Raw genomic sequence first — 26,895 nt, 5'->3', positions numbered from 1 at the left:
ATTTTTACTTACTAAAATATTTAAAAATTAATTTCGTTTTCTTTAGCTATGAAACAAACCCTACTTTTATATCTTTTTTTAGCTCCTTTTTTTGTGTTTTCCCAGAAAAACGGCAGCCTCACAATAGATTGGCAAAATAAGAAAGAAATGAGTTTTGGGGATTTCAAAACAACAATACCTTACTTTACGGGTAATAATTTTCGATACGACCTTACTAAAAAAAACATATCATTATTGTTTAAGCCTAATTATTCGGATTATTCAAGCAACAATGACGTTCAAATTACCAACATAGTTTACGAATCTGTTTCAGCTACAGATTTAGGCGATTTATCATTAACAAACATCCCAAAGCAACCAAACGAGACTCTTCTAATTGCTACTTCCCGGGATGAAAAACAAGGTTTCATATCTTTATCCCCGATTATATCTGAAGGAAATGGTTTTAAAAGAATCAAATCTTTCTCTTATTCCATAATAATAACCGGCAACTCTTCAAAAAGCAACAACTCTGCTTCAACTTTAAAATCAAATAGTATTTCAAATTCGGTTTTATCCTCTGGTGACTGGTATCGTTTTTATATTGAAAAATCAGGTGTCTATAAAATTTCAAAATCTTTTTTACAAAGCCTTGGTTTTGATGCAGGCAAAAGTGATCCTAAAAAAATTAAAATTTATGGAAATGGAGGAAGAATGCTTCCTTTATCTAATAACACTTATTATCCTGAAGATTTAATCGAAAATGCAATTCAGGTTATAGGTGAAAACGACGGCAGTTTTAATAACGAAGATTACATTCTTTTTTATGCTGAAGGAGTTAACAACTGGAATACTGAAAGCCAAACCAACATTAACTTATACGACACTAAATCTTATTACTATATTACCACACAGGGAGGTGACGGGAAAAGAATTTCAAATATGATCCTTCCTACCGGAAACAGTACTTTAGAATTAAACACTTTCGACGACCATCAATTTCACGAAATCGACAAAATCAACATTGTAAACACTGGACGACAATGGTTTGGTGAATCTTTCGAAATTAATCAGGAACAGGAGTTTGAATTTAATTTTCCAAATATTGAAACTTCGACCCCTGTAAAAATAGAAGTTTTGACAGCTTCTGCCGCATTTACAAATACTTCTTTTGATATTTCTGCAAACGGTCAAAGCATTGGAAACATATCCTTCAGCTCACTTAACTCCGGCTCTGAATCGAAATTTGACCCTGGAAATCTACCCGGAAACACAAGCTTTACCGGATCTGAAAATGTAAAAATAAAACTCACCTATAATAATAATGGAGTACCAGGCTCTAAAGGATACCTTGATTATATTAATTTAACAGCAAAAAGGAAATTAACAGGTTATGGCAAACAATTCCAATTTCAATATGATCTGGCAGGCTCAACAACCGGCATTGTAAATTATAATGTTTCGAACACTTCAAGCATTTCACAAATTTGGGATATTACAGACCTATATAATGTATCGAAAATTGAAAACAGCAATTTGAACAATTTAAGCTTCAAAGCTTCTTTAGGCGAAATTCGAAAATATATAGCAATTGATCCGGCAGATTATTATACTCCTTCAAGAGAAGGACAATCAAAAATTGCAAATCAAAACTTAAAAGGAACACTTTTAAAAAATTCTCAAAACAACTTTCAAGATGTTGATTATTTAATCATCACACCAAAATCTCTACTTTCACAAGCTGAAAAATTAGCTAATTTTCATAGAACTTATTCAAAATTAAATGTAAAAACTGTTACACTTGAAAATATCTATCAGGAATTTTCTTCAGGGAAACAAGACGTTGCAGCAATAAGAAACTGCATAAGATATGTTTACAAAAACGCTTCATCTACAGACAAAAGAGTACGATATATAAATCTATTTGGCGACGCCTCATTCGATTACAAAAACCGCATTTCTAACAACAACAACATTGTACCTATCTATCATGCACTAAACAGCGAGACTGTTGCAGAACGTTCATTTGCATCTGATGATTTTTATGGACTAATGGATGACAGTGAAGGAAATATAACCAGCTACGCATTTGGAATTGATATTGCAGTAGGAAGAATGCTTGTCTCCAACAACACCCAGGCTGAGGAAATGGTTAATAAAGTTTTAGAATACCACAATGCCAAGTCATATGGAAACTGGCGAAATAATTTTGTTTTAATTAGTGATGATTCTGACAAAGCTTCGGATGCTACATTACAATCACGTCAAAACACTTTAGCCGATAAAATCGCTGTAGAGAAACCTTTTTTCAATATTGACAAAATTTTTCTGGACTCGTATACTGAAGAAGCATCCGCAGGAGGTTCAAGGTATCCAAAAGCAAGATCAGATTTTTTTAATGCTTTTGAAAAAGGCGCATTGGTTTTTAACTATTTAGGTCATGGTGGAGAAGACGGGCTATCTAGTGAAAGAATTTGGGAAAAATCAGATAGTCAAAATTTAAGCAATCAATACAAATATCCTTTATTTATAACTATTACCTGTGAGTTCTCACGCTTTGATGACCCAACACATCCAACAGCTGGAGAGTATACTTTTTGGAATCCAAAAGGTGGTGCAATTGCATTAGTAACAACTATCCGCTCAATCTTACAATACAATGCCGAAAATTTTAACGACATCTTAGCAAAAAACCTCTTGTCTTACGGAGCTAATCAATACACATCTATTGCCGATGCACTTCGAGTTTCGAAAAATGAAAGCCCAAGTACTTCGAGTAATGTTGTTTTGTACTTAGGAGATCCTGCAATAATGCTAGCCATTCCTAAGCCCAAAATTAACTTAACAAAAGTAAATGACATAGCTGTTTCCGGAACCATTGAAGATTTTAAATCTTTAGCAAAAATTAAAATATCAGGTGAAATTACTGACGAAAACAACAATGTTCTAAACAACTATAATGGAGAACTTTCGACTGCTATTTTTGACAAATTAATTACAAACACCACATTAAATAATAATGGTTCCAGCCCTCCAATACAGTTTAAAACCCAGGGCGAAACTATTTTTAGAGGAAATGCTTCTGTTATAAACGGGCAGTTTGAATTTAGTTTTGTAGTCCCAAGAGACATAAGAATCCCTGTTAATAATGGCAGAATTAGCTTTTATTCAAAAAAAAGCGATGTTTTAGAAAACCAATCAGGCTATAATGACGTTATAAAAATTGGAGGAATTAACGAAAATGCTCCTCAGGACAATATTAGTCCAAAAGTGCAGTTATATATGAATGATGAAACTTTTGTGTCTGGAGGAATCACAAATGATTCCCCATTTCTGGTAGCTCTTCTTGAAGACGAAAACGGGATTAACACAGCAAGTGGAATTGGTCATGATATTATTGCTATTTTAGATGGAGATGTTAGTAATCCTTATATTTTGAATGATTATTATCAAACAAAATTAGACGACTACACTAATGGAAATTTACGTTTCCCATTACGTAATTTAAGTGCTGGAATACACACTATCAGTTTTACCGCCTGGGATGTTTACAACAATCCGGTAACAAGTGAAATACAATTTATAGTTGTTGGTGACGAATCACTTACATTGACTCACGTTCTTAATTATCCAAATCCGTTTTCTACCTATACTCAATTTTGGTTTTCTCATAACAAACCTTATGAGCCTTTAGATGTTCAGGTACAGGTAATGACTATAACAGGAAAAGTAGTCTGGACAAAAAATCAAATTATAACTACTGAAGGTTTTTTATCGAGAGAAATTACCTGGGACGGAAAAGACGATTTTGGAGATAAAATTGGAAAAGGAGTTTATATTTATAAGCTCACCGTTAAATCCAGTTTAACAAATAAAAAAGCAGAAAAGTATGAAAAACTTGTTATTCTATAATATATATTTGCACAACCAACAACATAAACTAACACCTTACTTAATATAAATGAAAAAAATATCCCCTTTATTATTATTTTATTTTATTATTATATCGTTTGCCAACGCACAAACCAGACCAATTACAACAGGAGTTCCTTTTTTACAAGTTGCTGCTGATGCCAGAGCAGCCGGTCTTGGCGATCAGGGAGTTGCAACATCTGCAGATGTATTCTCCCAACAATGGAATCCTGCAAAATATGCTTTTTCTATTGACAAACAAGGATTCTCAGTAAGCTATACTCCTTATTTGACTGATTTGGTAAACGATATTTCGTTAAGCCAGGTAACTTACTACAACAAAATCAACGAACGAAGTGCTTTTGCCGGTAGTGTACGTTACTTTAGTATTGGCGATATTGAACTAAGAGAAAACGCAACCGATGTACCCAATACCGTTAAACCTGCAGAGTTTGCCATTGACGGCTCCTATTCCTTAAAATTAAGTGAAATGTTCTCGATGGCAGTTGGCGCCAGATTTATTAATTCAAATTTAGGAATTACAACTGGAGGACAAAGCTTGTCTGCAGCAAAATCATTTGCCTTTGATGTTGCCGGATTTTACCAATCAGAAGAATTTGCCTATAGAGATTTTAACGGAAGATGGAGAGCAGGTTTTAATTTTCAGAATCTTGGACCAAAAATTAATTATGATTTGAGCGAAGAAACCAACGGAGCAGGATCTAACTTTTTACCAGCCAATTTAAGATTAGGCGGTGGTTTTGATTTTATATTAGATGATTACAACAAAGTAGCCGTAAGTGTAGAACTTACAAAACTACTTGTGCCTACTCCGCAAATTCCTGTTCCTACTGCAGCCACCGACCTAAATGGTGATGGTGACACATTAGATCCGGGAGAAGGAGCAAGTGACGGCGTACAGGAAGCCAATAATAAATATAATTCTATAGGCTGGGTACCCGGAATCTTCAAGTCTTTTAGCGATGCCCCGGATGGCTTCAGTGAAGAAGTGAAAGAAATCACCTATAGTTTAGCCGGAGAATATACTTATCAGGATTCATTTTCGATGCGTGCCGGATATTATCACCAAAGTCCTGAAAAAGGTGCTGTACAATTTTTCTCATTAGGCGCCGGATTCAAATACAATGTCGTAAAAGTGGATGTTTCGTACTTATTCTCTGCTTCGAAAGTTAAAAATCCGTTAGAAAATACACTTCGCTTCTCATTAACCTTTAATTTTGGTGAAAAATACGAAGAGTATTAATTAAATAAGAAAATAAAAAATAACAGATCCAAATTCCTAGAAATAGAAATTTGGATTTTTTTTCCCTTAAAAAAAATGAAAGAAATAAGCATAACATCATCATTTTTGGTTTTTGACACCTTAGAAGAATTACCAAATGACATTCAGAATTTAATGAATCAGGCTGTAGCCATTCGCAAAAAAGCATATGCACCCTACTCACAATTTAGAGTTGGCACTGCATTATTATTGGATAATGGAAAAACAGTTTTAGGTTCAAACCAGGAAAACGCAGCCTATCCATCCGGATTGTGTGCAGAACGTGTGGCAATTTTTCATGCGGGAAGCGTTTATCCGGAAGCTAAAATTTTAAAAATGGCCATTACGGCAGCTTCTGATACAAACCAAACACAAGCCCCTATTCCACCATGTGGTTCATGCAGACAATCAATCGCAGAATATGAAATCAAACAGGACACCCCTATAGAAATCTATTTTATGGGAGAAATAGGCACAATTTATCAGTCGGCATCCCTCAAAAATCTACTTCCTTTCATGTTTGACAAAAAGTTTTTATAAAAAAAACAAAAAAAGCCAAAAAGTACCTTTTAAATTTTAGTTCTTAAATCTAATGTCTTATTTTTGCATCCCGACCCTTGGGGCGCAAATTTGTGGGAGGAAACTATTTTTGCGTTATAGGTTAACAATTGATAACACAAAAAACAACTTTAGCAAAAGAAAGAATTCAGATGAAAGAAGTTACAAAAGAGGTTTACTTAAAGTGGTATGAAGACATGCTGCTTTGGAGAAAGTTTGAAGACAAACTTGCAGCATTATACATCCAACAAAAAGTCAGAGGATTTCTTCACCTCTACAACGGTCAGGAAGCAGTATTGGCGGGAGCCTTACATGCAATGGATTTGACTAAAGACAAAATGATTACTGCATACAGAAATCACGTTCAGCCAATAGGCATGGGAGTTGATCCAAGACGAGTTATGGCTGAACTTTTAGGAAAAGCAACCGGAACTTCTAAAGGTATGGGAGGTTCTATGCACATTTTCTCAAAAGAACACCGTTTTTACGGAGGTCACGGAATCGTTGGAGGACAAATTCCTGTAGGAGCTGGTTTAGCTTTTGCTGATAAATATTTTGAAACAGGCGGTGTAACCATGACTTACTTTGGTGACGGAGCTGCAAGACAAGGTTCATTACACGAAGCTTTCAACATGGCTATGTTATGGAAATTACCAGTTGTATTTATCGTTGAAAACAATGGTTATGCAATGGGAACTTCTGTAGAAAGAACTGCAAACCATACTGATATCTGGAAACTTGGTTTAGGATACGAAATGCCTTGCGGACCAGTTGACGGAATGAATCCTGTAAAAGTTGCTGAAGCAATGCACGAAGCTATCGAAAGAGCACGTCGTGGAGACGGACCAACTTTCCTTGAAATGAAAACGTACCGTTACAGAGGTCACTCAATGTCTGATGCACAATTATACCGTTCTAAAGAAGAGATTGAAGAATATAAAAAAATTGACCCTATTACTCAGGTTTTAGATGTAATCATAGATCAAAAATATGCTACAGAAGAAGAAATTGAAGTAATTGACCAAAGAGTAAAAGATTTGGTTGAAGAATGTGTGAAATTCGCTGAAGAATCTCCATATCCGGACTTACAACAATTATACGACGTAGTATACGCACAAGAAGACTATCCATTTACACCTCATAAACTATAATATATTATGGCGATTAAAGTAACAATGCCTCGTTTGAGCGATACTATGACGGAAGGAACGGTAGCGACTTGGTTAAAAAAAGTAGGCGACAAAGTTAGCGAAGGAGATATCTTAGCTGAAATTGAAACAGACAAAGCAACAATGGAGTTCGAATCTTTTAACGAAGGAACTCTTTTACATATTGGAATTCCAGCGGGAGAAACTGCCCCGGTTGATTCATTATTAGCAATTATTGGAAACGAAGGAGAAGACATTTCAGCTTTATTAGCTGGCGGTGATGCTCCGGCTGCTCCAAAAGCTGAAGCTGCTCCGGCTGCTGAGGCAAAAACTGAAGCTGCTCCTGCAAAAGCTGCAGCTGAATTACCAAAAGGTGTTGTTGTCGTAACGATGCCTCGTTTAAGTGATACAATGACAGAAGGAACTGTAGCAACCTGGTTGAAAAAAGTTGGTGATGCCGTTTCTGAAGGTGATATTTTAGCAGAAATTGAAACAGACAAAGCCACTATGGAGTTTGAGTCTTTCAATGCCGGAACATTATTATACATCGGAATTCAGGAAGGAAATACTGCTCCTGTTGACAGCTTATTAGCTATCATTGGACCTTCAGGAACTGATATTTCCGGAATTGCTGACGGTTTTACTGCCGGAGGTACTGCAACTGCAAGCGCTCCTGCCGAAGAGACAAAAACTGCTGCTCCTGCTGCTGAAAAAGCACCTGAAGCTGTTGCCGAAACTTCAAATGGAAGAGTTATTGCTTCACCATTAGCTAAGAAAATTGCTTCTGACAAAGGAATTCAATTATCACAAGTTAAAGGTTCTGGAGAAAATGGGCGTATCGTAAAAAGCGATATCGAAAACTTTACTCCATCTGCACAGCCTGCTGCCAAAGCAGCTTCTGATGCAAAACCACAAGAATCTGCCGCTCCAAAAGTATTTGTTCCTGCCGGAGAAGTTTACACAGAAGAGATCAAAAATTCTCAAATGCGTAAAATCATCGCAAAACGTCTTGCTGAATCATTATTTACAGCCCCTCACTACAACTTAGTGATCGAAGTAAGCATGGACGAAGCAATGGGTGCAAGAGCAACAATCAATACGGTTCCTGATACAAAAGTATCTTTCAACGATATGGTAATTAAAGCTTGTGCTTTAGCATTGAAAAAACACCCAAAAATCAACTCTCAGTGGAAAGAAGATGCTATCATCATCAACCACCACGTAAATATTGGTGTTGCTGTAGCGGTTGAAGACGGATTAGTAGTTCCTGTATTGAAATTTACAGATGCGATGAGTTTATCTCAAATTGGTGCTTCTGTTAGAGATCTTGCGGGAAGAGCTAAAAACAAAAAATTAGGACCACAGGAAATGGAAGGAAGTACTTTTACAGTATCTAATCTTGGAATGTTTGGTATTACTGAATTCAATTCAATTATCAACCAGCCAAACTCTGCAATCCTTTCTGTAGGTGCAATTGTTGAGAAACCTGTAGTTAAAAATGGTCAGATTGTAGTTGGAAACACCATGATGTTATCATTGGCTTGCGACCACAGAACAATTGACGGTGCAACTGGTGCTCAGTTCTTACAAACATTAAAACAATACATCGAAAGCCCGGTTACTATGCTGGCGTAATTCTTTGTTAATTTTATATTTAAATCCCGTTTTGTTATTCAAAACGGGATTTTTTGTTTAATTTTCATCCTCAAAATTCAATTCTTCACAATATGAAAAAGCTAATTCTTTTAACTTTATTTCTGACTGCCATCGCCTGCCAGAAAAAAGAGCAAACTGAAAAACCAGCAGTTGTTACCGATGAACACAGTTATTCTAAACCAGAACTTGCAGTTGTTAAACATCTTGATCTTGACGTTAAAGTTGATTTTGATACGCAGACTATTTCAGGAAAAGCTTCCTGGCTGATTGACAATATCAGCAAAGGAAATGAAATCATTTTTGACGAAAATACTTTAAACATTACCAAAGTAACTTTGGGGGACGAAGAAAAAGAAACCAAATTTGAACTTGGTACAGCCACTGAATTTCACGGAAAACCACTTCATATTACAATTGAACCGAATACAACCAAAGTAAATATTTATTACAGCACAACAAAAGACGCTATTGCTTTACAATGGCTAAAACCGGAACAAACTGCAGATAAAAAGAAACCATTTTTATTTTCTCAGGGAGAAAGCGTTTGGTCCCGTACCTGGATTCCATGTCAGGATTCACCGGGAATTCGTTTTACTTATAATGCAAAAGTTACGGTACCTAAAGATTTATTAGCTGTAATGAGTGCCGTAAATCCGCAGAAGAAAAACGATACCGGAGTTTACACTTTCAAACAAGACAAAGCAATCCCTTCTTATTTAATGGCAATTGCAGTTGGAGATATTGAATTTCAGTCTATCGATAACAGAACCGGAGTTTATGCTGAACCTTCCATGCTAAAAAAATCAGCCTGGGAATTTGCTGAACTCGGAAAAATGGTTGTTGCTGCCGAAAAATTGTACGGACCATACCGCTGGGGACGTTATGATGTACTCGTTTTACCACCAAGCTTTCCTTATGGCGGAATGGAAAATCCAAATTTAACATTCTTAACTCCAGGCGTAATTGCGAGAGACCGTTCCCTAACAAGTTTGTTAGCACACGAATTAGGTCATAGCTGGAGCGGAAATTTAGTTACCAACGCAACCTGGGATGATATTTGGCTAAACGAAGGTTTTACCACTTATGTTGAACACCGCATTGGAGAAGCAATATTCGGCAAGAAAGAATTTGAGATGCAAAACGTTATCACCAATAAAGAACTAACTGATAATGTAGCAGAATATGGCGATACAAGTCCAGATACAAGACTAAAAGTGAGTTTGACCGGAAGAAATCCTGATGATGGTATAAGTATGATTCCGTATGTAAAAGGTTATGCCTTTTTAAGAGTTATTGAAAATGCTGTAGGACGTGAAAAATTCGATTCGTTTATCAAAAATTATTTCGATGCTCATGCATTCAAATCCATTACAACAGAGGATTTCGTTAAATATATTAACGAAAATCTTATCAAAGGAGACAAAGCTTTAGCAGATAAAATCAAACTGGAAGACTGGATTTACAAACCTGGAATCCCATCAAACATTGTCCCTGTAAGTTCTGCCGATTTTGACGCAATCGATAAAATCCAAAAAAGCTGGAGAGAAACGGGTGTTGCGGGTTTGAGTAAAAAAATTACAACAACTGCAGAAAAACAGCATTTTATAGATCATCTTCCAGCTGATATTACAACAAAAGAAATGGAAGCGATCGATAAAGAATTCAACTTTACAAAAGGAGGAAATTTTATCATTAAACGTCAATGGTTCGTTCAGGCAATTCGCCATCAATATAAAGCTGCAAATTCTGCAATTGAACAATTTCTAATTGGAAGCAGCAGAACTGGCTCTATCATGATGCTTTATAAAGAAATGATTAAAACTCCAGAAGGAAAAGTTTGGGCTAAGCAAGTATTTGATAAAGCTAAATCTGGTTATCATGCAACGACAATTCAGGATGCTGAAGGTGTTTTGAAATAAAATTGTAAAAACTATAATCTTCAAAGAGGTTTTTCCTAGGAAAAACCTCTTTTTTATACACAATATTTGTCATTTCGAGGAACGAGAAATCTTCGCAAATAACTCCGCAACGAGTATCCAATCTTTGTCGAGCTTCTCGCGAAGATTTCTCGTTCCTCGAAATGACAAAATTGCGGAAGAGCTTTACGACGAACTTTACTAAAGTTTGTCATACCTGACAAAACAAACAAAGAAAGCTCTTATGAAAACGAGTGCCCTAGCCCCGATTACTTCACTTAATTTTTATTTTTAGCGGAGTTCAGTGAACTTCGTTTGTAGTGAAAATCCTTTTGTGCCGGGGTTCGGCACAAAAAATTGTAACGGATAGCGGGATTAGCTCCTGAAAAAAATCATACTGTTTTACCCCAAAATAAAGAGAGGGAAAATTGTCCATCACATAGCGTATATTCTCCATGTTCTAAAATCTGTAATCGTCGCAACTTTGTAATGTCAAAAGACAACACCAAATAATAACAATTAAAAATCAAATAAAATGACACGATTAACAGCATTAAACCCGGAAGAAGTAACAGGAAAAACTAAAGATTTATTCAACGCTGTACAAGCAAAATTAGGCGTTGTTCCGAACATGATGAGAACAATGGGAAATTCTCCTGCAGTTCTTGAAGGATATTTGAATTTGAGCGGCGCCTTGAGCCACGGAAAATTAAGTGCAAAAACAGGTGAATTAATTGCTTTGGCAGTTTCAGAAAGCAATTCATGTGATTACTGTTTAGCAGCCCATACTTTTATTGGAGAAAAATTAGTTAAAGCAGATCCTGCAGTTTTAAAAGCAGCAAGAACTGGAAATTCTACTGACGCTAAAACAGAAGCCATTTTACAATTTGCTAAAACATTAATCAGTAAAAATGGTTTAGTGAACGATGAAGATGTAAACAAAGCCAAAAACGCAGAAGTTACTGATGCTGAAATTGCAGAAACTATTGCTCATGTAGCTTTGAACGTTCTGACAAACTACTTTAACAACGTTGCAAACACTGAAATTGACTTTCCTGCAGTTTAATTAAGAAATACGCAATCACTATAACAAAAATCAATTTATAAAGATAGTTGTGAATTCTTTTCATGACTATCTTTATATTTCTAAAACAGCACTTTATGAGTTCTCAAAATGGTTCCACTTTAATAAATCCGCAAACCGGTAATTTAGCATTCAAAATTCTTTCATTTGAGGACAACGTTCATTTTGATCATTTACAACGCAATAATTATTACTCTTTAATTTGGGTAACCAAAGGAAAAGGGAAAGTCAAAGCCGATTTTTCAGAACATTCTTTTGAAGAAAACTCTCTCCTTGCCTTTTCTCCGTACCAGCCTTTTATGCTTTGTGTAAGCGAACCCATTGAAGGAATTGCGATTCACTTTCATCCTGATTTTTATTGTATTCATATGCATCAAAAAGAAGTTTCCTGCAATGGTGTTTTATTCAACAACATTTACCAGCCACCTTATGTAAAGGTTACAGATCAAGCTGCGCAGACTTTTAAAATGGTTTTAGAACAAATGAAAGCTGAGATTAAAAATGCAGAATTGGCACAATATGAATTGCTTATTTCGTATTTGAAAATATTTCTGATTACCGCTTCAAGATTAAAAACAGAACAATTAGAGGAAATAAATGCTGTTCCTAATACAAAAGAACCTGTTATTCTTCAAAATCTAAAAGATGCGATTGAACTAAATTTTAAGACCAAACATTCAGCAGGAAATTATGCTGATTTATTAAATATCTCTCCAAAGGCATTAGCCAAATTATCCAAGAATTATTTCAACAAAACACTAACCAATTTAATTTCGGAAAGAATTATTATTGAGGCGAAAAGAGAATTGTACATGACCAATAAGACAGTCAAAGAAATTGCCTACGAATTAGGTTATGACGACGAGCATTATTTTAGCCGATTCTTTAAAACGAATGCAGATGTTTCACCTCAAATTTATCGTGAAACCGTTGGATTTGGAAAAATGCAGGCTTAATTTTATTATTAGACCCAATCCATAATTCATTTTGCCTTATATTTTGTACTTTTTAAAGTAGGATGAGCAACAGGCTTCCCATAAAACTATTCCTCTTTAATACATTTGATCGAAAAACCATATCGCTTAAAAACACTGTCTCTTCTTACATCTGCAAAAGCCTGAAACATTCTGTCACTCCAATTGTAAAATTCAAAACTTCCATTTGTAGTCCAATAATATCCGTTAGATCTAAGCATATAAAAAGCCCCTTCATCGTCCCGATATCCTCCTGGTAATGCATTAAAACCTGTTGCATTATTTCCGACCGTATTAGACGGCAACCAATGTGAATTTCCTTTTTCTTTCAAAAAAATCCCTATTGAATTGGAATTAATAAAAGACTCCAGTTCCCTTAAATCTTCTTCTGTCGGAATCCTCCAGCCTTTTGGTGCAATACGTCGGATATCTTTAAGGCAATTGTAATTGTATAAAAATCCATACTCTTTTACAAAAGCAACATCATTATTATAGAAAGAATAACCCGCTTGTTCTGTCTTTTTCCAATCTTTATTACTTACGATTTTTTTAATCGAATCTCCATTATTAAACCGGGTGACTTTAAGGTTTTCCATCATCCAGGTCTGCTTTCCAATCTTCGTTGTATGATATATGTTACCGTCTAAATCTTCTACTGTTTCAGCATTTTTACAAGAAAAAAAAGAAAAGAAAAAAAGAAGAACAGCTATTTTGTAAATATCTTTAATTTGTGTCATTATCAATTATTCTAGAGCATTTTAAACATCTTTATTTCTTTATTCGTTTCATAAAATATAAAACAATCCTGTTCTAAATTCTTTAAAAGAAATCCGTTTTTCTTTATTACAAGCGATTCAGGTACTTTTTTTACAACATCTGTTCTTCCAGCAGGTTTTACGGAGATACAAAAATGCACTCTTTCAGGTTTTATATTTTGCATTGAAAAGGGAGAAATCCAATATGAATAATCTTTATGTGAAGAAAAGATAATTCCTAATTTTAATTGATTACCATCCTTTATCAGCACAGCATAATCAAGTATTTGATCATTATTAATATCCGTATAACATTCATTTGGAATCATATTGCGATCATAAAAATCCCAAAACAGATTAGAATACTCTTCTTTTTTTATCATTTCAAGCTTTGGGAATTTTTGCAGAAAATCATTTTTTACCTTTTGAGGAATTGTAAAAAGATTATTTTGCTTCGGAATAGACCTTTCAAAATCTATAATACGTTCTTTAGAAGAATCTTTACATCCGTAAAAAGATAATAGAAAAATAAAAAAAACAAATCGGCTTATTGATCCATTCATAGAAAGAAATTTATAATAAAAGCGATGTGAAAAAATCACATCGCTTTGTTTTTTAAACTATAATATTACCATGTTCCGTTCACAGCCGTATAAGTCTGACCATTTACCTTCGTACTGCAATTCGTTGCACTTTGATGCTGAACATTAGGATGCCCATTACTTACTGTACCTGCCAAAACCTTAGTATTACTGGCATTTTGCAACAAAATACCCTGAATGGCTGTATTGGCAATATCAACAGTATTTACTGTACAACCGTTGCTGCCAGTAACACTAAAGAAACCGCGTCCGCTGCCTCTGGAATATACTTTAGCACAAACTACATTTGGTCCGTTATTATTGGCACAACGAAAAGTCGCATAACCTGTAACTGAACCTGTTGTACTGTTATTGGTTCCTGTAACCGTACCCACAGTTCCATTTTTGGATTGATTGAGTAATACTCCGCAAGCCGCATTATTGCTGGAAGTTACGTTGCCAATAGAAAAACCGTCAACACCGTAGGTTTCAATAGAATTATCTCCGCCAGTAATATTAATAGTACCGCTGATAGTCAAATTGCTGGTTGCAGCTGTACTGTTATCAACCCTGATTCCTAATCCTAAATCAGCCTGAGGCACACCAATATTCATGGTAATATTACTGATATTCATAACCGTACAGCCTTTAAACCAAATACCGTAACGCGGTTTTCCCGAAACTTTAAGGTTTTTCACTTCAATATTTGTTTTTCTGTCTGCCCAAACAGGAATAACCAAAGCATCGCCACTATTGGCATTGAAAGTATTATTTGCAAAATCCAGCCCGGTATAACTGGCCATATTTACATATTTCAGAGATCCGCCAGTTGATCCCGATGCACCTGAAACACGAACGGTTACCCACTCTTTTGTATCTCTGCCTGAAGTAAGATTGTTAATCGCAGACTGAATAGCCGCCACATAATCAGAACCAGTGTATTTGGTTACACCATTTACTTTAGCAACATAGGCACCTGTTGAACCGGTTACTTCACCAGATAAATCGCCTCCTTTTGCAGTTGAAACCTGATAAGTTTCATTTTGTGCCACAGCTTCAGCTTCAGCATTTGTTTCTTCACTGTCACTTGTACAGCCTGCAAAAAAACTTAAACCAACGAATAACACTGAGGCAAAAAACTGCCTCTTAAACATTTCTTTTTTCATAATAAATTTTGGTTGATAGTTAATACGGTCAGTAAATTATTACTATTTACACCAAAAACTATCCTGTACAATCTTGCTTACAAAAAATACAAACATTTAAATATCAAACACATAAAATATTCTTTAAAATTAACAACTATATTGAATTGCAGATTTAAAAAAACAATAGAAAAATTAATCTTTTTTATTCTTGGCTTCTATCCATTTTGCCATGTATTTGGTACTCTTCAGCGTATGATGCTGAAGCAGACTTCCCATAAAATTATGCAGACGATGATTTTCAGAATCAATCAATAATAAACTAACTATATCAATTAATTTATTTGAATATTTATTTTTTTGATAGCATTCATTAATAATTGCAACACCATTTTTTTGTGATTGTTTCCAAATATTTTCTTCCCCGTATAATAAAACTGCCTGTTTTGCAAACTTCGCAATATCATTTTCTATAAAACCATTCCAGGGTAAATTGGCATGCATGGCTTCTGAACCAATACTTGTTGTAACACTTGGTGTTCCGCATTGCATCGCTTCTAATAATTTTCCTTTTAATCCGGCTCCGAAACGAATTGGCGCTAAAACCACTCTGGCTTTTTTCACGACTTCATTTGCATCTACTGCCCTTCCCACAATAAAAAAACCATCTTTAGGCTGATGCAATTGCAGGACTTTTTGCGAAGGATAAGCTCCGTAAACTTCTAAAACAGCTTCCGGAAATTGTTTTTTTATTAATGGCCAAATAGCTTCTTTTAAGTATTGAACCGTATTCCAATTCGGTTCATGAAGAAAATTTCCGATGAAAACAAAATGCTCACGATCTTCAAAAGTAGGTAATTTTAAAAAATCTTCTTCCTTTATTTCCTCCACTAAAAAAGGAAGATAAAACAATATTTCTGAATCTATTTTGAAAACATTATTTAAAACTTCCATTTCAAATTCTGAAATCATCAAAGATAAATCGCATCTTAAAATACTGGCAATTTCTCGCTTTGCCACTTCTTCAGATAACAAATCATTCAGTTCAAAAGTTCTGTTTTCTTTGAAGGCTTTTTGGCGTGCTGTTCTTAAACAATGTAAATCCTCAGTATCTAATAATCTAATGGCTTGGGGACAATTTTCAGTCACACGCCAGCCAAATTGTTCTTCGATCATAAAACGGTCAAATAAAACAACATCCGGATTTAGTTCGATTATAAAATCATCAAAACTGGAGCTATTCAATTCTATACTTTTCTTTTCAACTCCAAATTCTGTCAAATCAATCATAAAATCACTATCTAAAGCCGGACTTGCAAATGTAATTTCAAAACCATTTTCTTTGAAAATAGAAATTAATTGCATCATTCTTCCGCCTGCTGCAGAAGAATTGGGTTCCGGCCACACAAAACCAATTATTAAAAGTTTTTTTGTTTGATTCATTTTGATTCTTTGAAATACAAAATAATGCATTTTTACGCTTAATTACACGATATTTCCTGATTTTAGCTGATAAAAAAGAACTAATTTTGCAAAATATAAATCTGCAAAAATTATGTTAGGATTAAAATTAGCCACAGATCCACGCTGGGTGAATATCGTCGAATCAAATATCGAAGAAATTTTAACGGATCATGCCTGGTGTGAGCAGAAAGCAGCATCTAATGCGATTAGTTTAGTTACGTACAATTCTGAATTAGAAGAACTTGTAACAGAAATGCTTGTAATTGCGAGAGAAGAACTGGAGCACTTACAAATGGTGCATGACATAATTAAAAAAAGAGGGCTGACTTTAGGACGCGAAAGAAAAGATCATTATGTAAATGAGCTTTTTAAATTCATGAAAAAAGACGGCAGCCGTAAAGACGCACTTTGTGATCGCTTGTTATTTTCGGCTATGATAGAAGCCAGAAGCTGCGAACGCTTTAAAGTGCTTTCAGAAAACATAAAAGATCAGGAATTAGCCAAATTTTACCGTGATTTGATGATTTCCGAAGCAGGACATTATACCACATTTTTAGGATTCGCCAGAAAATATGCTGACAATGTTGATGTTGATAAACGATGGGCAGCATGGATCGAATACGAAGGTTCCATTATTACCAATTATGGAAAAAATGAAACAGTACACGGATAAATCACTGTACTTTTCTCATTTTTAAACTATACACAATAAAATAATACTAACATTTTTGTTATGTCAAAAAACAAAACCAAATCCATTTTATTTAAAATTGCAAAATATTCAGGAATTACCTTTTTTGTAATTTTAGGATTGTTGTTTATTACCCCTATCATTTTTGCTGATAAAATTAAAGAGCAAATCAAAAAAACTGCGAACGAAAAACTTAGTGCCGAACTTAATTATTCAGATGTTTCGCTTTCCTTTTTTCATCATTTTCCTTCGTTAACTTTAACTTTAAATGATTTAAACCTGAACGGATCATCACCTTATGCTACCGAAAAATTCATTACTGCCAAAGAAGTTTCTTTTGGAATTAACGTTGCCAGTCTGATCTTTAGCAAAGCGGTAAAAATTGATCAGATTTATTTATCGGATTCGTTTATTAATGTAAAAGTTAATAAAAAAGGAGAAGCAAATTACAATATTTACAAATCTTCGTCACAACAGGAAAAATCAAAAGACAGCTCAGATACTGCCTTAAAATTAGAAAGAATTGAAATATTAAACAGTAAAATAATTTATGACGACCAATCGACCAAAGTGCATTTTGATGCTTTAGGTTTCAATTACTTAGGCAAAGGCGACTTAAACAAAGCGGTTTTCGATTTGTATTCGAAAGCTAAAATTGAAAAACTAAATATTGTTTATGAAGATGAACCTTATTTAATGAACAAAAAGATCGATGCTGATTTGATTACGAAAGTTAATGTAAATTCCCTGTCTTTTTATTTTCAGCAAAACAACCTGAAAATTAATCAGCTTTTGGTTGATTTTAAAGGAAATTTTGACTTTTTGAAAGAGGGTTACAATATGAATTTTGTTATCAAATCTGACAACAGTGATTTGTATGATGTTTTTACTGCCTTTCCTCCAAAATACATTAGCTGGCTTTCTAAAACCGAATTAAAAGGAAACACCAATTTACTTTTTACACTTAAAGGAAATTATATAGCCTCTCAAAAAATTGCACCGGATTTAAATTTAGATGTAAAAATAGACAACGGATTTGTGAATTATGACAAAAGCGCCTTTCCTGTTTCAAACTTAAATTTAGACATTAAGACAAAAGTTCCATCTTTGAATCCGGATCTTTTAATTGTTGATGCAAAAAATCTATCCTTAAACATTAATAAGGATTACCTAAAATCAAAATTCTATATAAAAGGAGCAAACACTTCTGATATAAATGGCGATTTTAAAGCCAAAATTGATCTTGACAAATTAAGCAGCGCTTTAGGAATTCCTGGCATTACATTAAAAGGTGCATTGACCGGAGACATTAAAACCAACGGAAAATTTGATAAAAAAAACAGATTATTCCCTACTACCAAAGGCCTGATCGAATTGAACAATGGATATATAAAAACAAAATATTATCCAAATCCGATTACCAATATCATGGTAAAAACCTCAATTGACAATCAAAAAGGAACTTTTGATGATTTAAAAGTAAAAATAAAACCTGCTCAATTTACCTTTGAAGGAAAACCTATTTTTATGTCGGCAGATTTAAGCAATTTTGATGATTTGAATTATGATGTAAAAGCAAAAGGAGAACTAAACATTAGCAAAATATATAACGTTTTTTCGCAAAAAGGACTTGATCTGGATGGCTTTATAAAGGCAGATTTAGTTTTAAAAGGAAAACAAAGTGATGCCACAAAAGGAAATTACAGCAAGCTTCAGAATAAAGGGACTCTTGAATTACGAAACATTGGAATTGCATCCGAACATCTTCCTAAAAAATTCATCATTAAGGAAGGTATTTTTAAAATCAATCAGGATAAAATGTCTTTCAATAACTTTTTGGCCGCTTACGGAGAATCAGATTTTAAGATGAATGGCTATTTACAAAATGTTTTTAATTATGCCACTACCAAAACCGGAGTTCTAAAAGGTTCATTTACAGTTTCGGCACGATATATTAATGTAGACGAATTTATGTCGAATACTGCTGCAATTACTTCTCCAGCGCCAACTAAAACAGAAGCTTCAACTACTCAGGTTAGCCAAACCGGAGTTATCATTATTCCTACGAATTTGAATTTACAATTGATGGCAAATGCCCAAAAAGTATATTATGACAAACTAATTCTTCGAAATGCCAGTGGAAATTTAAAAATGAATAAAGGCAAACTGAGCATGCAAAACACAGGTTTTAATTTAATAGGCTGCAAAGTCGTCATGAATGGCAATTATCAGTCTGTAACTTCCCAAAAAGCCAATTTCGATTACAACATAAAAGCTTCGGATTTTGATATTAAAAAAGCTTATAACGAAATTGATGTTTTCAGAAAAATGGCCAGTGCAGCCGAAAAAGCACAGGGAATTGTGTCTTTGGATTATCAACTAAAGGGACGCCTTAACGAAAACATGGAACCCGTTTATCCATCATTAGTTGGAGGAGGAACTCTTTCTGTAAAAGATATAAAAATAAGAGGATTGAAAATGTTTAATGCAGTGAGCAAAAAAACAAATTCTGAATCAATGAAAAACCCTGATGTTTCTAAAGTAGACATTAAAACTACGATCAAAAACAACATCATGACTGTAGAACGTTTTAAATTTAAGTTTGCGGGCTTCAGGCCACGAATCGAAGGAACAACAAGTTTAGACGGAAAACTTAATTTAAAAATGCGTTTAGGATTACCTCCATTAGGTATATTTGGAATTCCACTCACTGTCACCGGAACTCAAAATAATCCAAAAGTAAAAGTGGGCCGCAATACGGAAGATCTTGAGGAAACTAAAGATATTGAGTAAATTTTCAATGGCAATAACAATTTCAATGGCAAAATTCAATTGAAAAACGTAATACTTAAAATATAAATTTCAAATTTCAAATTTCCAATATTACAAAGTGTTTAAGGTACAGAATTGCAAGAAACTGTAATCTTATTAAACCTACAAGTCACTTTATAATAAAACTAACCATACCATTTAGACATTTATAATCTTTTTATTTTTATGTCACACGGGAGCATTGAGCGGAGTCGAGATGTATGGCTCGTTCTCAACCGCTCAAACTGACAATTGTATAATACATAACAAAGGATATAAAATAAATTATATAAACAAAAAACCCGATCTTTTCAGATCGGGTTTTCTATAATAATTTATCTAATGATTATGCTTCGAATGGAAGAATAGATACATAAGATTTGTTATCTTTTTTCTTTTGGAACTTAACAACACCAGCTACTCTTGCGTGTAGTGTGTGATCTTTACTAATGTAAACGTTTTCACCTGGATTATGTTTTGAACCTCTTTGTCTAACGATGATGTTCCCAGCAATAGCAGCCTGTCCACCAAAAATCTTAACGCCTAAACGTTTTGATTCTGATTCTCTACCATTCTTCGAACTACCGACACCTTTCTTGTGAGCCATGACGTATGAGTTTAAATATTGTTATTATTCTTCTTTAGCTTCTTTTTTTGCTTTTGGAGCTGCTGCTTTTTTTGCTTTTGGAGCTGCTTCAGCTTCAGTAGCCGGAGCTTCTTCTGCTACAACTGCTTTTTTAGCTGCTGCTTTTTTAGTTCCACCTGCTGCAGTAATACCTTCGATTACAATTTGAGTAAGATATTGTCTGTGACCATTTCTCTTTTTGTATCCTTTTCTTCTTTTCTTTTTGAAAACGATAACTTTATCACCTTTTAAGTGTTGTAACACTTTAGCTTCTACTGAAGCACCTTCTATAGCTGGGGCGCCTAAAGTTACGCTTCCGTTATCATCTAATAAAAGAACTTTGTCAAAAGAAACTTTTGAACCTTCTTCATTAGCTAAACGGTGAACATAAACCTTTAAGTCTTTGCTTACTTTAAATTGTTGCCCTGCTATCTCTACGATTGCATACATACCAAATTGATTTATTGATTTTTAAGGTTGCAAATATACAATTAATAATTTACTGTGCAATCTCTTATTTCAAAAATATTTTTCATTCTTTAAAGTCTGCTTTTCAAGTCTTTCCGGCACCTTTCTAAAATGATTCAGAAGTAAAAGATTGTTAAAATACAACCAAAATAAACACCTGTTCTTAAATGATGACTAAAAAAACTTATTTTTGATGTAACATAAATCAACTCTTGAACACCTACACTTATTATAGGTAAAATATAAATTATTAATCTTTATGAAAAATTCAATAATGATGTTAAGTGCTGCAATAATGCTCGGCGGAGTAGCTCATGCCCAAAAAGTAGCTTTCGAAGAATACAATTTAGATAATGGCATGCATGTTATTTTGCATAACGATCCCTCTGCCCCTGTTGTTATTACATCTGTAATGTATCATGTAGGATCAAAAGACGAACGCCCTGACCGAACAGGATTTGCACATTTCTTCGAACATTTATTATTTGAAGGTACCGAAAACATAAAACGAGGCGAATGGATGAAAATCGTTACCGCAAATGGTGGCGTAAACAATGCAAATACATCTGATGACAGAACTTACTACTATGAAGTTTTCCCTTCTAACAGCCTTGAACTTGGTTTATGGATGGAATCAGAACGTTTGATGCACCCTATTATTAATAAAATTGGTGTTGACACTCAAAATGAAGTTGTAAAAGAGGAAAAAAGAATGCGTTACGACAACCAGCCTTATGGAAATATTTTGCCTGAGGTTAAAAAATACATGTTCAAAAACCACCCATACCGATGGACAACTATTGGTTCGATGAAAGATCTTGACGCTGCCACTCTGGAAGAATTTCAGGCTTTCAACAAAAAATTCTATACTCCAAATAATGCCGTTTTGGTTGTTGCCGGAGATTTTGACAAAACTAAAACCAAAGAATGGATTCAGAAGTATTTTGGACCAATTCCGAAAGGAGAAGTATTGAAAAAACAAACTTATACAGAAGAACCGATTACACAAACCATAAAAGCTTCTTATGAAGATCCGAATATTCAGATTCCAATGGTGGTTGCCTCCTATAGAACTCCATCAATGAAAACCAGAGATGCCAGGGTTTTAGATTTAATTTCTTCTTATTTAAGTGACGGAAAAAGTTCTAAACTATACAAAAAAATAGTAGATGACAAAAAAATGGCACTGCAAATTGGCGCTGTTGGTTTTAGCCAGGAAGATTACGGAATGTATATTTTGTACGGCTTACCGATGGGAACTTACACTACAGCTGACATCTTAAAAGAAATGGACGAAGAAATTGTAAAAATCCAAACCGATTTAATCTCTGAGAAAGATTATCAAAAATTACAAAATAAATTTGACAATAATTTTGTCAATGCAAATGCGAGCGTTGAAGGTATTGCAGAAAACCTGGCTTCTTTTTATTTGCTTTATGGTGATGTAAATCTTATCAATACAGAAATCGACTTATACCATTCTATCACCAGAGAAGAAATCAGAGAAGTCGCTAAAAAGTATTTAAACCCTAATCAGCGTTTAATTTTAGATTATGTTCCTTCAAAAAAAGCTCAAAACTAAGCCCCGAATCATGAAAAAAATACATACAATTTTAATCCTTTTATTCCTTACCGGAATTATGCAAGCACAAGATCGTCCACAACCCAAACCAGGAAATTCACCAGTAGTCAACATCAAAAAACCGCAAACTTTTGTTTTGGCAAACGGCATGAAAGTTTTGGTCGTTGAAAATCATAAATTACCAAGAGTAAGTTTTAATCTTACACTGGACAACGCTCCTTTTACCGAAGGAAATAAAAAAGGCGTTGATGAACTAACCAGCAGTCTGATTGGAAACGGTACAAAAAAAACAACCAAAGAAGCGTTTAATGAAGAAATTGACTTTTACGGAGCAAACATCAATTTTTCATCACAGGGAGCTTCTGCAAGTGCTCTTTCAAAATACTCAGGACGCATCTTAGAACTTTTGGCAGAAGGTGCTTTACAGCCAAATTTCACTCAGGATGAATTTGATAAAGAAAAAGCAAAAATGCTGGAAGGCCTAAAAGCGGATGAGAAAAGTGTTCCCGCTATTGCTGGCCGTATTGTTGATTTACTAGCTTTCGGAAAAAACCATCCTTCAGGAGAATTTGTTTCTGAAGAGACACTGAAAAATGTTACTCTTGCTGATGTTCAGAATAATTACAATACTTATTTCGTCCCTGAAAATGCTTACTTAGTTATAGTTGGAGACATTAAATTTAAAGAAACTAAAACTGCTGTAGAAAAACTTTTTAACGGATGGAAAAAACAGACTGCACCAAAAAACACCTATCCAAATCCTGAGAACATTTCTAAACTTGAAATTGATTTCGTAGATGTTCCAAACGCAGTTCAATCTGAAATTTCATTGGTCAATACTGTAAATCTAAAAATGAGTGACCCTGATTTTTTCCCTGCAGTAATTGCAAATCAAATTTTAGGAGGCGATTTCAACAGCTACCTTAATATGAATCTACGAGAGCAGCATGCCTGGACCTACGGTGCGAGCTCAAATATTGGAAGCGGGAAATATGTATCCAAATTCAAAGCTTCCTCTGCTGTCAGAAACGCTGTTACCGATAGTGCTGTAGTAGAATTTGTAAAGGAAATCAAACGAATCAGAACTGAAAAAGTTTCGGAAGACGTATTAAAAAATGTAAAAGCAGGTTACATCGGACGTTTTGTGATGCAGGTTGAAAAACCTCAGACCGTTGCGCGTTATGCTCTAAATATTGAAACAGAAAAACTTCCGGCTGACTTCTACGAAAAATACATTCAGACTATCAACAATGTTACAATTGATGATATTAATCGTGTATCGAATAAATATTTCCAAATCGACAATATGAGAATTGTAATTGTTGGTAAAGGATCCGAAGTACTTCCTGGTTTAGAAAAACTTGAAATTCCAATTTCCTATTTTGATAAATACGGAAATCCTGTTGACAAACCTGTTACTAAAAAAGAAGCTCCGGCAGGAATTACCGCAAAAAGCATTTTTGACAATTATATCAAAGCAATTGGCGGAGAGAAAGCTGTTTCTGCGGTAAAAACATTATTCATGAACGGAACAACTACAATTCCTCAGGCACCAAGTCCTTTAAGTTTTGTTTCAAAATTAGATTCGAGAGGAAAAATGATGGTTTCTCTTTCTATGGGAAGTATGGCTTTGATGAAACAAGTTGTAAACGAAAAAGGAGCGTATGTAGAGCAGCAAGGGCAACGTAAAAATTTAGAAGGCACAGATTTAGCCGAAATGAAAGCTAATGCAGCTCCTTTTGAAGAGTTACAATTGAGCAAAAGAGCGGATTTAACCATAAGCGGAATCGAGCAAATAAATAGTAATGACGCATACTCCATAAAAGACGGCAAAACAATTTATTTTTATGATGTAAAATCAGGGTTAAAAGTAGCCGAAACCAAAATAAAAGAACAAAGCGGCCAATCGACTACACAAACAACCTATTTTAATGATTACAAAGAAGTAAAAGGTGTAAAAGTTCCTTTTAACTTAATACAAAATGCAGGTTTTGAATTAGATATTAAAATGTCTGATATTAAAATCAATGAAGGAGTTACTGAGAAGGATTTTCTTTAAAAAGGTTCTGAGTTGCTAAGGCACTGAGATTCTAAGATTCTTTTTAACACAAAGGCTGTCAACTACGACAGCCTTTGTTATTTGTATTTTGTCAGGCTGAGCAGAGTCGAAGCCCTTTCCAATTGGGACGCCCTTCGACTTCGTTCAGGGTTACACGACAACAACATTTCACATTTCACAACCAAAAGTTACTTCTTCGCAGACAAATAAACTCCAATCAAAATAACAAAAGCTCCAAAAAACTGAATTGGAGTGAGCATTTCGTTATCCAACAAACCCCAAAAGAAAGCTACTATCGGAATCAAATAAGTCACAGAAGTTGCAAATACAGGCGAAGACATTTGTATTAATTTAAAGAACAAAACATTGGCGATTCCTGTGCCTAAAACTCCCAAAATGATCACAAATAAAACAGAATGCTGTGTAGCGTCCAGATTTATTCTTTGTGTAAAATCTGTTGTACTTAAAATAATTAAAGCAGGTAAAAGCAATACTGCAAAATTTCCTGTGGTAATGCTCAACGAATTCAAATCGGATAAATATCTCTTGATCAGATTTACATTAATAGCATAACACAACGTTGCGATTACTACCAAAATTAAATAATAATAATTTTGTCCTGTATTACTAGATGCGCCATTCAAAACCAGTAACAAACAGCCAATCAGTCCGATAAAAACACCTAAAACCTGGCGTTTTTGAAACTGAATTCCAAAAAATATAATCCCTAAAACCAATGTATTTAAAGGCGTGAGCGAATTCAAAATGGCCACAATCGAGCTATCAACCTGAGTTTCGGCAATGGCAAAAAAGAATGCAGGAATGAATGTTCCAAAGAATGAAGTCAGAGCAACAAATTTCCATTGACGCAGCGAAATTTTCTTTAAACTCGAAAACCCGACTACAAGCAGAAACAAACCGGCAAAAATGATTCGGAGGGAACCTACCTGAATTGCCGTTAAACCTACTAATCCCTTTTTGATTAGAATAAATGAACTTCCCCAAATTAGCGAAAGCAGCAATAAATAAAACCACTTTAATTGTTTTGCATCCATAAATCGTATTTTACTACAAATTTGTAATAATTTTAGGAACTGACCTTTGCTTTTTTATTAATTTTGCAACAAACATATTGACAAACTAAAATTATATATAATGAAATTTGCAAAAATAATAGCCTCGTTAGCCGTTGCAGGCTTAGTATTGGTAAGCTGTAAAAAAGAAGAAGACAAAAGTCTGGCAGTTGCAAAAGGAGAAAAAACAGAAACTGCAAAAGAACACAAACCAATCGCTGCAGAAAATGTACAGACAGCAAGTTTTACAATTGAAGGAATGACTTGTGCGATGGGATGTGCCAAAACTATCGAAGAAGAATTAGCTAATCTTGACGGTGTTGAAAAAGCAGCTGTTGATTTCGACAAAAAAACAGCAACCGTAACTTTTGACAAAACAGTTCAAAATACTGAATCTTTAACAAAGGTTGTTCAGGAAACCGGAGACGGAAAAACATATAAAGTTTTGAATTTTAAATCGTAATTAAGACGATTATCTAATTCTGATAATAAACAATTTTAGACAGTATTAAACTCAGGTTTACTACTGTCTTTTTTTTCTGAATTATATTTCAATTACATTTTAACTGCATAATCCTCTTGAGAATAGCGGTAAAAAAATCATCAATTTACACTACATATAAAAAGAATGAATATTAAGTTTAGTCACATAGATATTTTAGTTAATGACCTTGAATCAGCCTGCAGTTATTACGCAAAAACACTTGGTGCTGAGATCTCAAAAAAATTTACATGGGAAAGAGATGAACTTCATGTCACATATGCTGTTGTAAAAATTGGCCAGGAACGATTTATGCTTGTAGAGCCTTTTTCAGGAAATTTAAAAAATCTGTTAGACTCCAAAGGCGAAGGAACGATATATCGCCACTGCTATTCTACTCCGGATATTGAAGCTGCATTTGATGAATTGATATCCAACGGAGTTCAGCCAGAGGACGAAAACGGAAAGCCTTTATCACGGGAAAGCCTTAATTCTCCCAGTGGAGTCAGAATTATTTGGCTTCCAAAACGTTTTGGAGAATTCTCAATTGAAATACTTGAAGAAGAAGGTCTTCAACAATTCATAAAAGAAGCATTTTCAGAAAAATAAACATTAATAGCTGATATTTCAAACAAAAGGCGCTCAAAATTG

At 34.4% G+C, this 26,895-nt stretch carries 21 protein-coding genes; 14 read left to right on the top strand and 7 right to left on the bottom strand.

Annotated elements, in window-relative coordinates; translation table 11 throughout:
- Positions 1-48 precede the first annotated feature (48 nt).
- The 8 genes from porU to JE46_RS06015 all read left to right on the top strand — a co-directional run bounded on the left by porU (position 49) and on the right by JE46_RS06015 (position 12,491).
- Positions 49-3,891 carry a type IX secretion system sortase PorU gene (gene porU, locus JE46_RS06050; protein WP_031454363.1) on the top strand — a complete coding sequence of 1,281 codons (3,843 nt, stop codon included), beginning with the start codon at positions 49-51 and terminating at the stop codon, positions 3,889-3,891.
- A gap of 49 nt (positions 3,892-3,940) precedes the next feature.
- Positions 3,941-5,155, top strand: a complete 1,215-nt coding sequence (gene porV, locus JE46_RS06045; protein ID WP_031454362.1) for a type IX secretion system outer membrane channel protein PorV — start codon at positions 3,941-3,943, stop codon at positions 5,153-5,155.
- Between the two features lie 75 nt (positions 5,156-5,230).
- Positions 5,231-5,713, top strand: a complete 483-nt coding sequence (gene cdd, locus JE46_RS06040) for a cytidine deaminase (RefSeq protein WP_031454361.1) — start codon at positions 5,231-5,233, stop codon at positions 5,711-5,713.
- A gap of 170 nt (positions 5,714-5,883) precedes the next feature.
- The gene (gene pdhA / locus JE46_RS06035) at positions 5,884-6,882 is read left to right on the top strand and encodes a pyruvate dehydrogenase (acetyl-transferring) E1 component subunit alpha (protein WP_031454360.1); all 999 of its coding nucleotides are present in this window, start codon (positions 5,884-5,886) and stop codon (positions 6,880-6,882) included.
- Positions 6,883-6,888: 6 nt separating this feature from the next.
- Complete coding sequence (locus tag JE46_RS06030) at positions 6,889-8,514, top strand: dihydrolipoamide acetyltransferase family protein (protein WP_031454359.1); 1,626 nt, start codon at positions 6,889-6,891, stop codon at positions 8,512-8,514.
- A gap of 92 nt (positions 8,515-8,606) precedes the next feature.
- Positions 8,607-10,454 (top strand): hydrolase/aminopeptidase, encoded by a 1,848-nt coding sequence (locus JE46_RS06025; protein ID WP_031454358.1) that lies wholly within the window; start codon positions 8,607-8,609, stop codon positions 10,452-10,454.
- Positions 10,455-10,986: 532 nt separating this feature from the next.
- Complete coding sequence (locus tag JE46_RS06020) at positions 10,987-11,517, top strand: carboxymuconolactone decarboxylase family protein (protein ID WP_031454357.1); 531 nt, start codon at positions 10,987-10,989, stop codon at positions 11,515-11,517.
- Positions 11,518-11,612: 95 nt separating this feature from the next.
- Positions 11,613-12,491, top strand: a complete 879-nt coding sequence (locus JE46_RS06015) for a helix-turn-helix domain-containing protein (RefSeq protein ID WP_031454356.1) — start codon at positions 11,613-11,615, stop codon at positions 12,489-12,491.
- Positions 12,492-12,577: 86 nt separating this feature from the next.
- Here the strand turns inward: JE46_RS06015 and JE46_RS06010 are convergent, their stop codons facing one another.
- The 4 genes from JE46_RS06010 to JE46_RS05995 all read right to left on the bottom strand — a co-directional run bounded on the left by JE46_RS06010 (position 12,578) and on the right by JE46_RS05995 (position 16,433).
- Entirely contained in the window at positions 12,578-13,246 is a 669-nt protein-coding gene (locus JE46_RS06010; protein WP_051872827.1) for a fibrobacter succinogenes major paralogous domain-containing protein, read from the bottom strand.
- An 11-nt stretch (positions 13,247-13,257) separates the two neighbouring features.
- Positions 13,258-13,827 carry a hypothetical protein gene (locus tag JE46_RS06005; protein ID WP_031454354.1) on the bottom strand — a complete coding sequence of 190 codons (570 nt, stop codon included), beginning with the start codon at positions 13,825-13,827 and terminating at the stop codon, positions 13,258-13,260.
- A 65-nt stretch (positions 13,828-13,892) separates the two neighbouring features.
- A complete protein-coding gene (locus tag JE46_RS06000) occupies positions 13,893-15,011 on the bottom strand; it encodes a hypothetical protein (RefSeq protein ID WP_031454353.1) in 1,119 nt (372 codons plus the stop codon).
- 174 nt (positions 15,012-15,185) lie between these two features.
- Complete coding sequence (locus JE46_RS05995; RefSeq protein WP_031454352.1) at positions 15,186-16,433, bottom strand: glycosyltransferase; 1,248 nt, start codon at positions 16,431-16,433, stop codon at positions 15,186-15,188.
- Positions 16,434-16,545: 112 nt separating this feature from the next.
- Here JE46_RS05995 and miaE point away from each other — a divergent pair, with 112 nt between their 5' ends.
- The gene (miaE, locus tag JE46_RS05990) at positions 16,546-17,127 is read left to right on the top strand and encodes a tRNA-(ms[2]io[6]A)-hydroxylase (RefSeq protein WP_031454351.1); all 582 of its coding nucleotides are present in this window, start codon (positions 16,546-16,548) and stop codon (positions 17,125-17,127) included.
- A 60-nt stretch (positions 17,128-17,187) separates the two neighbouring features.
- On the top strand, positions 17,188-19,938 hold the full coding sequence (locus JE46_RS05985) for an AsmA family protein (RefSeq protein ID WP_031454350.1): 2,751 nt from the start codon (positions 17,188-17,190) through the stop codon (positions 19,936-19,938).
- Positions 19,939-20,302: 364 nt separating this feature from the next.
- Here JE46_RS05985 and rpmA read toward each other — a convergent pair whose 3' ends face one another.
- Both rpmA and rplU read right to left on the bottom strand, forming a co-directional pair.
- Complete coding sequence (gene rpmA, locus JE46_RS05980; RefSeq protein WP_017497241.1) at positions 20,303-20,563, bottom strand: 50S ribosomal protein L27; 261 nt, start codon at positions 20,561-20,563, stop codon at positions 20,303-20,305.
- A 24-nt stretch (positions 20,564-20,587) separates the two neighbouring features.
- A complete protein-coding gene (gene rplU / locus JE46_RS05975; RefSeq protein WP_025539466.1) occupies positions 20,588-21,031 on the bottom strand; it encodes a 50S ribosomal protein L21 in 444 nt (147 codons plus the stop codon).
- 277 nt (positions 21,032-21,308) lie between these two features.
- On the opposite strand from rplU, the gene JE46_RS05970 reads away from it, so the two are divergent.
- On the top strand, positions 21,309-22,631 hold the full coding sequence (locus tag JE46_RS05970; RefSeq protein WP_031454349.1) for a M16 family metallopeptidase: 1,323 nt from the start codon (positions 21,309-21,311) through the stop codon (positions 22,629-22,631).
- A 10-nt stretch (positions 22,632-22,641) separates the two neighbouring features.
- Positions 22,642-24,690, top strand: coding sequence for an insulinase family protein (locus JE46_RS05965; protein ID WP_031454348.1), 2,049 nt, complete (start codon positions 22,642-22,644; stop codon positions 24,688-24,690).
- 188 nt (positions 24,691-24,878) lie between these two features.
- Here JE46_RS05965 and JE46_RS05960 read toward each other — a convergent pair whose 3' ends face one another.
- On the bottom strand, positions 24,879-25,745 hold the full coding sequence (locus JE46_RS05960) for a DMT family transporter (protein ID WP_031454347.1): 867 nt from the start codon (positions 25,743-25,745) through the stop codon (positions 24,879-24,881).
- 100 nt (positions 25,746-25,845) lie between these two features.
- On the opposite strand from JE46_RS05960, the gene JE46_RS05955 reads away from it, so the two are divergent.
- Together JE46_RS05955 and JE46_RS05950 are read left to right on the top strand one after the other, a co-directional pair.
- Positions 25,846-26,226 carry a heavy-metal-associated domain-containing protein gene (locus tag JE46_RS05955; protein ID WP_031454346.1) on the top strand — a complete coding sequence of 127 codons (381 nt, stop codon included), beginning with the start codon at positions 25,846-25,848 and terminating at the stop codon, positions 26,224-26,226.
- 165 nt (positions 26,227-26,391) lie between these two features.
- Positions 26,392-26,853 carry a VOC family protein gene (locus JE46_RS05950; protein WP_031454345.1) on the top strand — a complete coding sequence of 154 codons (462 nt, stop codon included), beginning with the start codon at positions 26,392-26,394 and terminating at the stop codon, positions 26,851-26,853.
- Positions 26,854-26,895 lie beyond the last annotated feature (42 nt).

This window comes from Flavobacterium chungangense LMG 26729 (assembly GCF_000735715.2).
In the GTDB taxonomy this organism is placed as follows: Bacteria; Bacteroidota; Bacteroidia; order Flavobacteriales; family Flavobacteriaceae; genus Flavobacterium; species Flavobacterium chungangense.
This window is presented reverse-complemented; position numbering and strand designations above follow the sequence as displayed.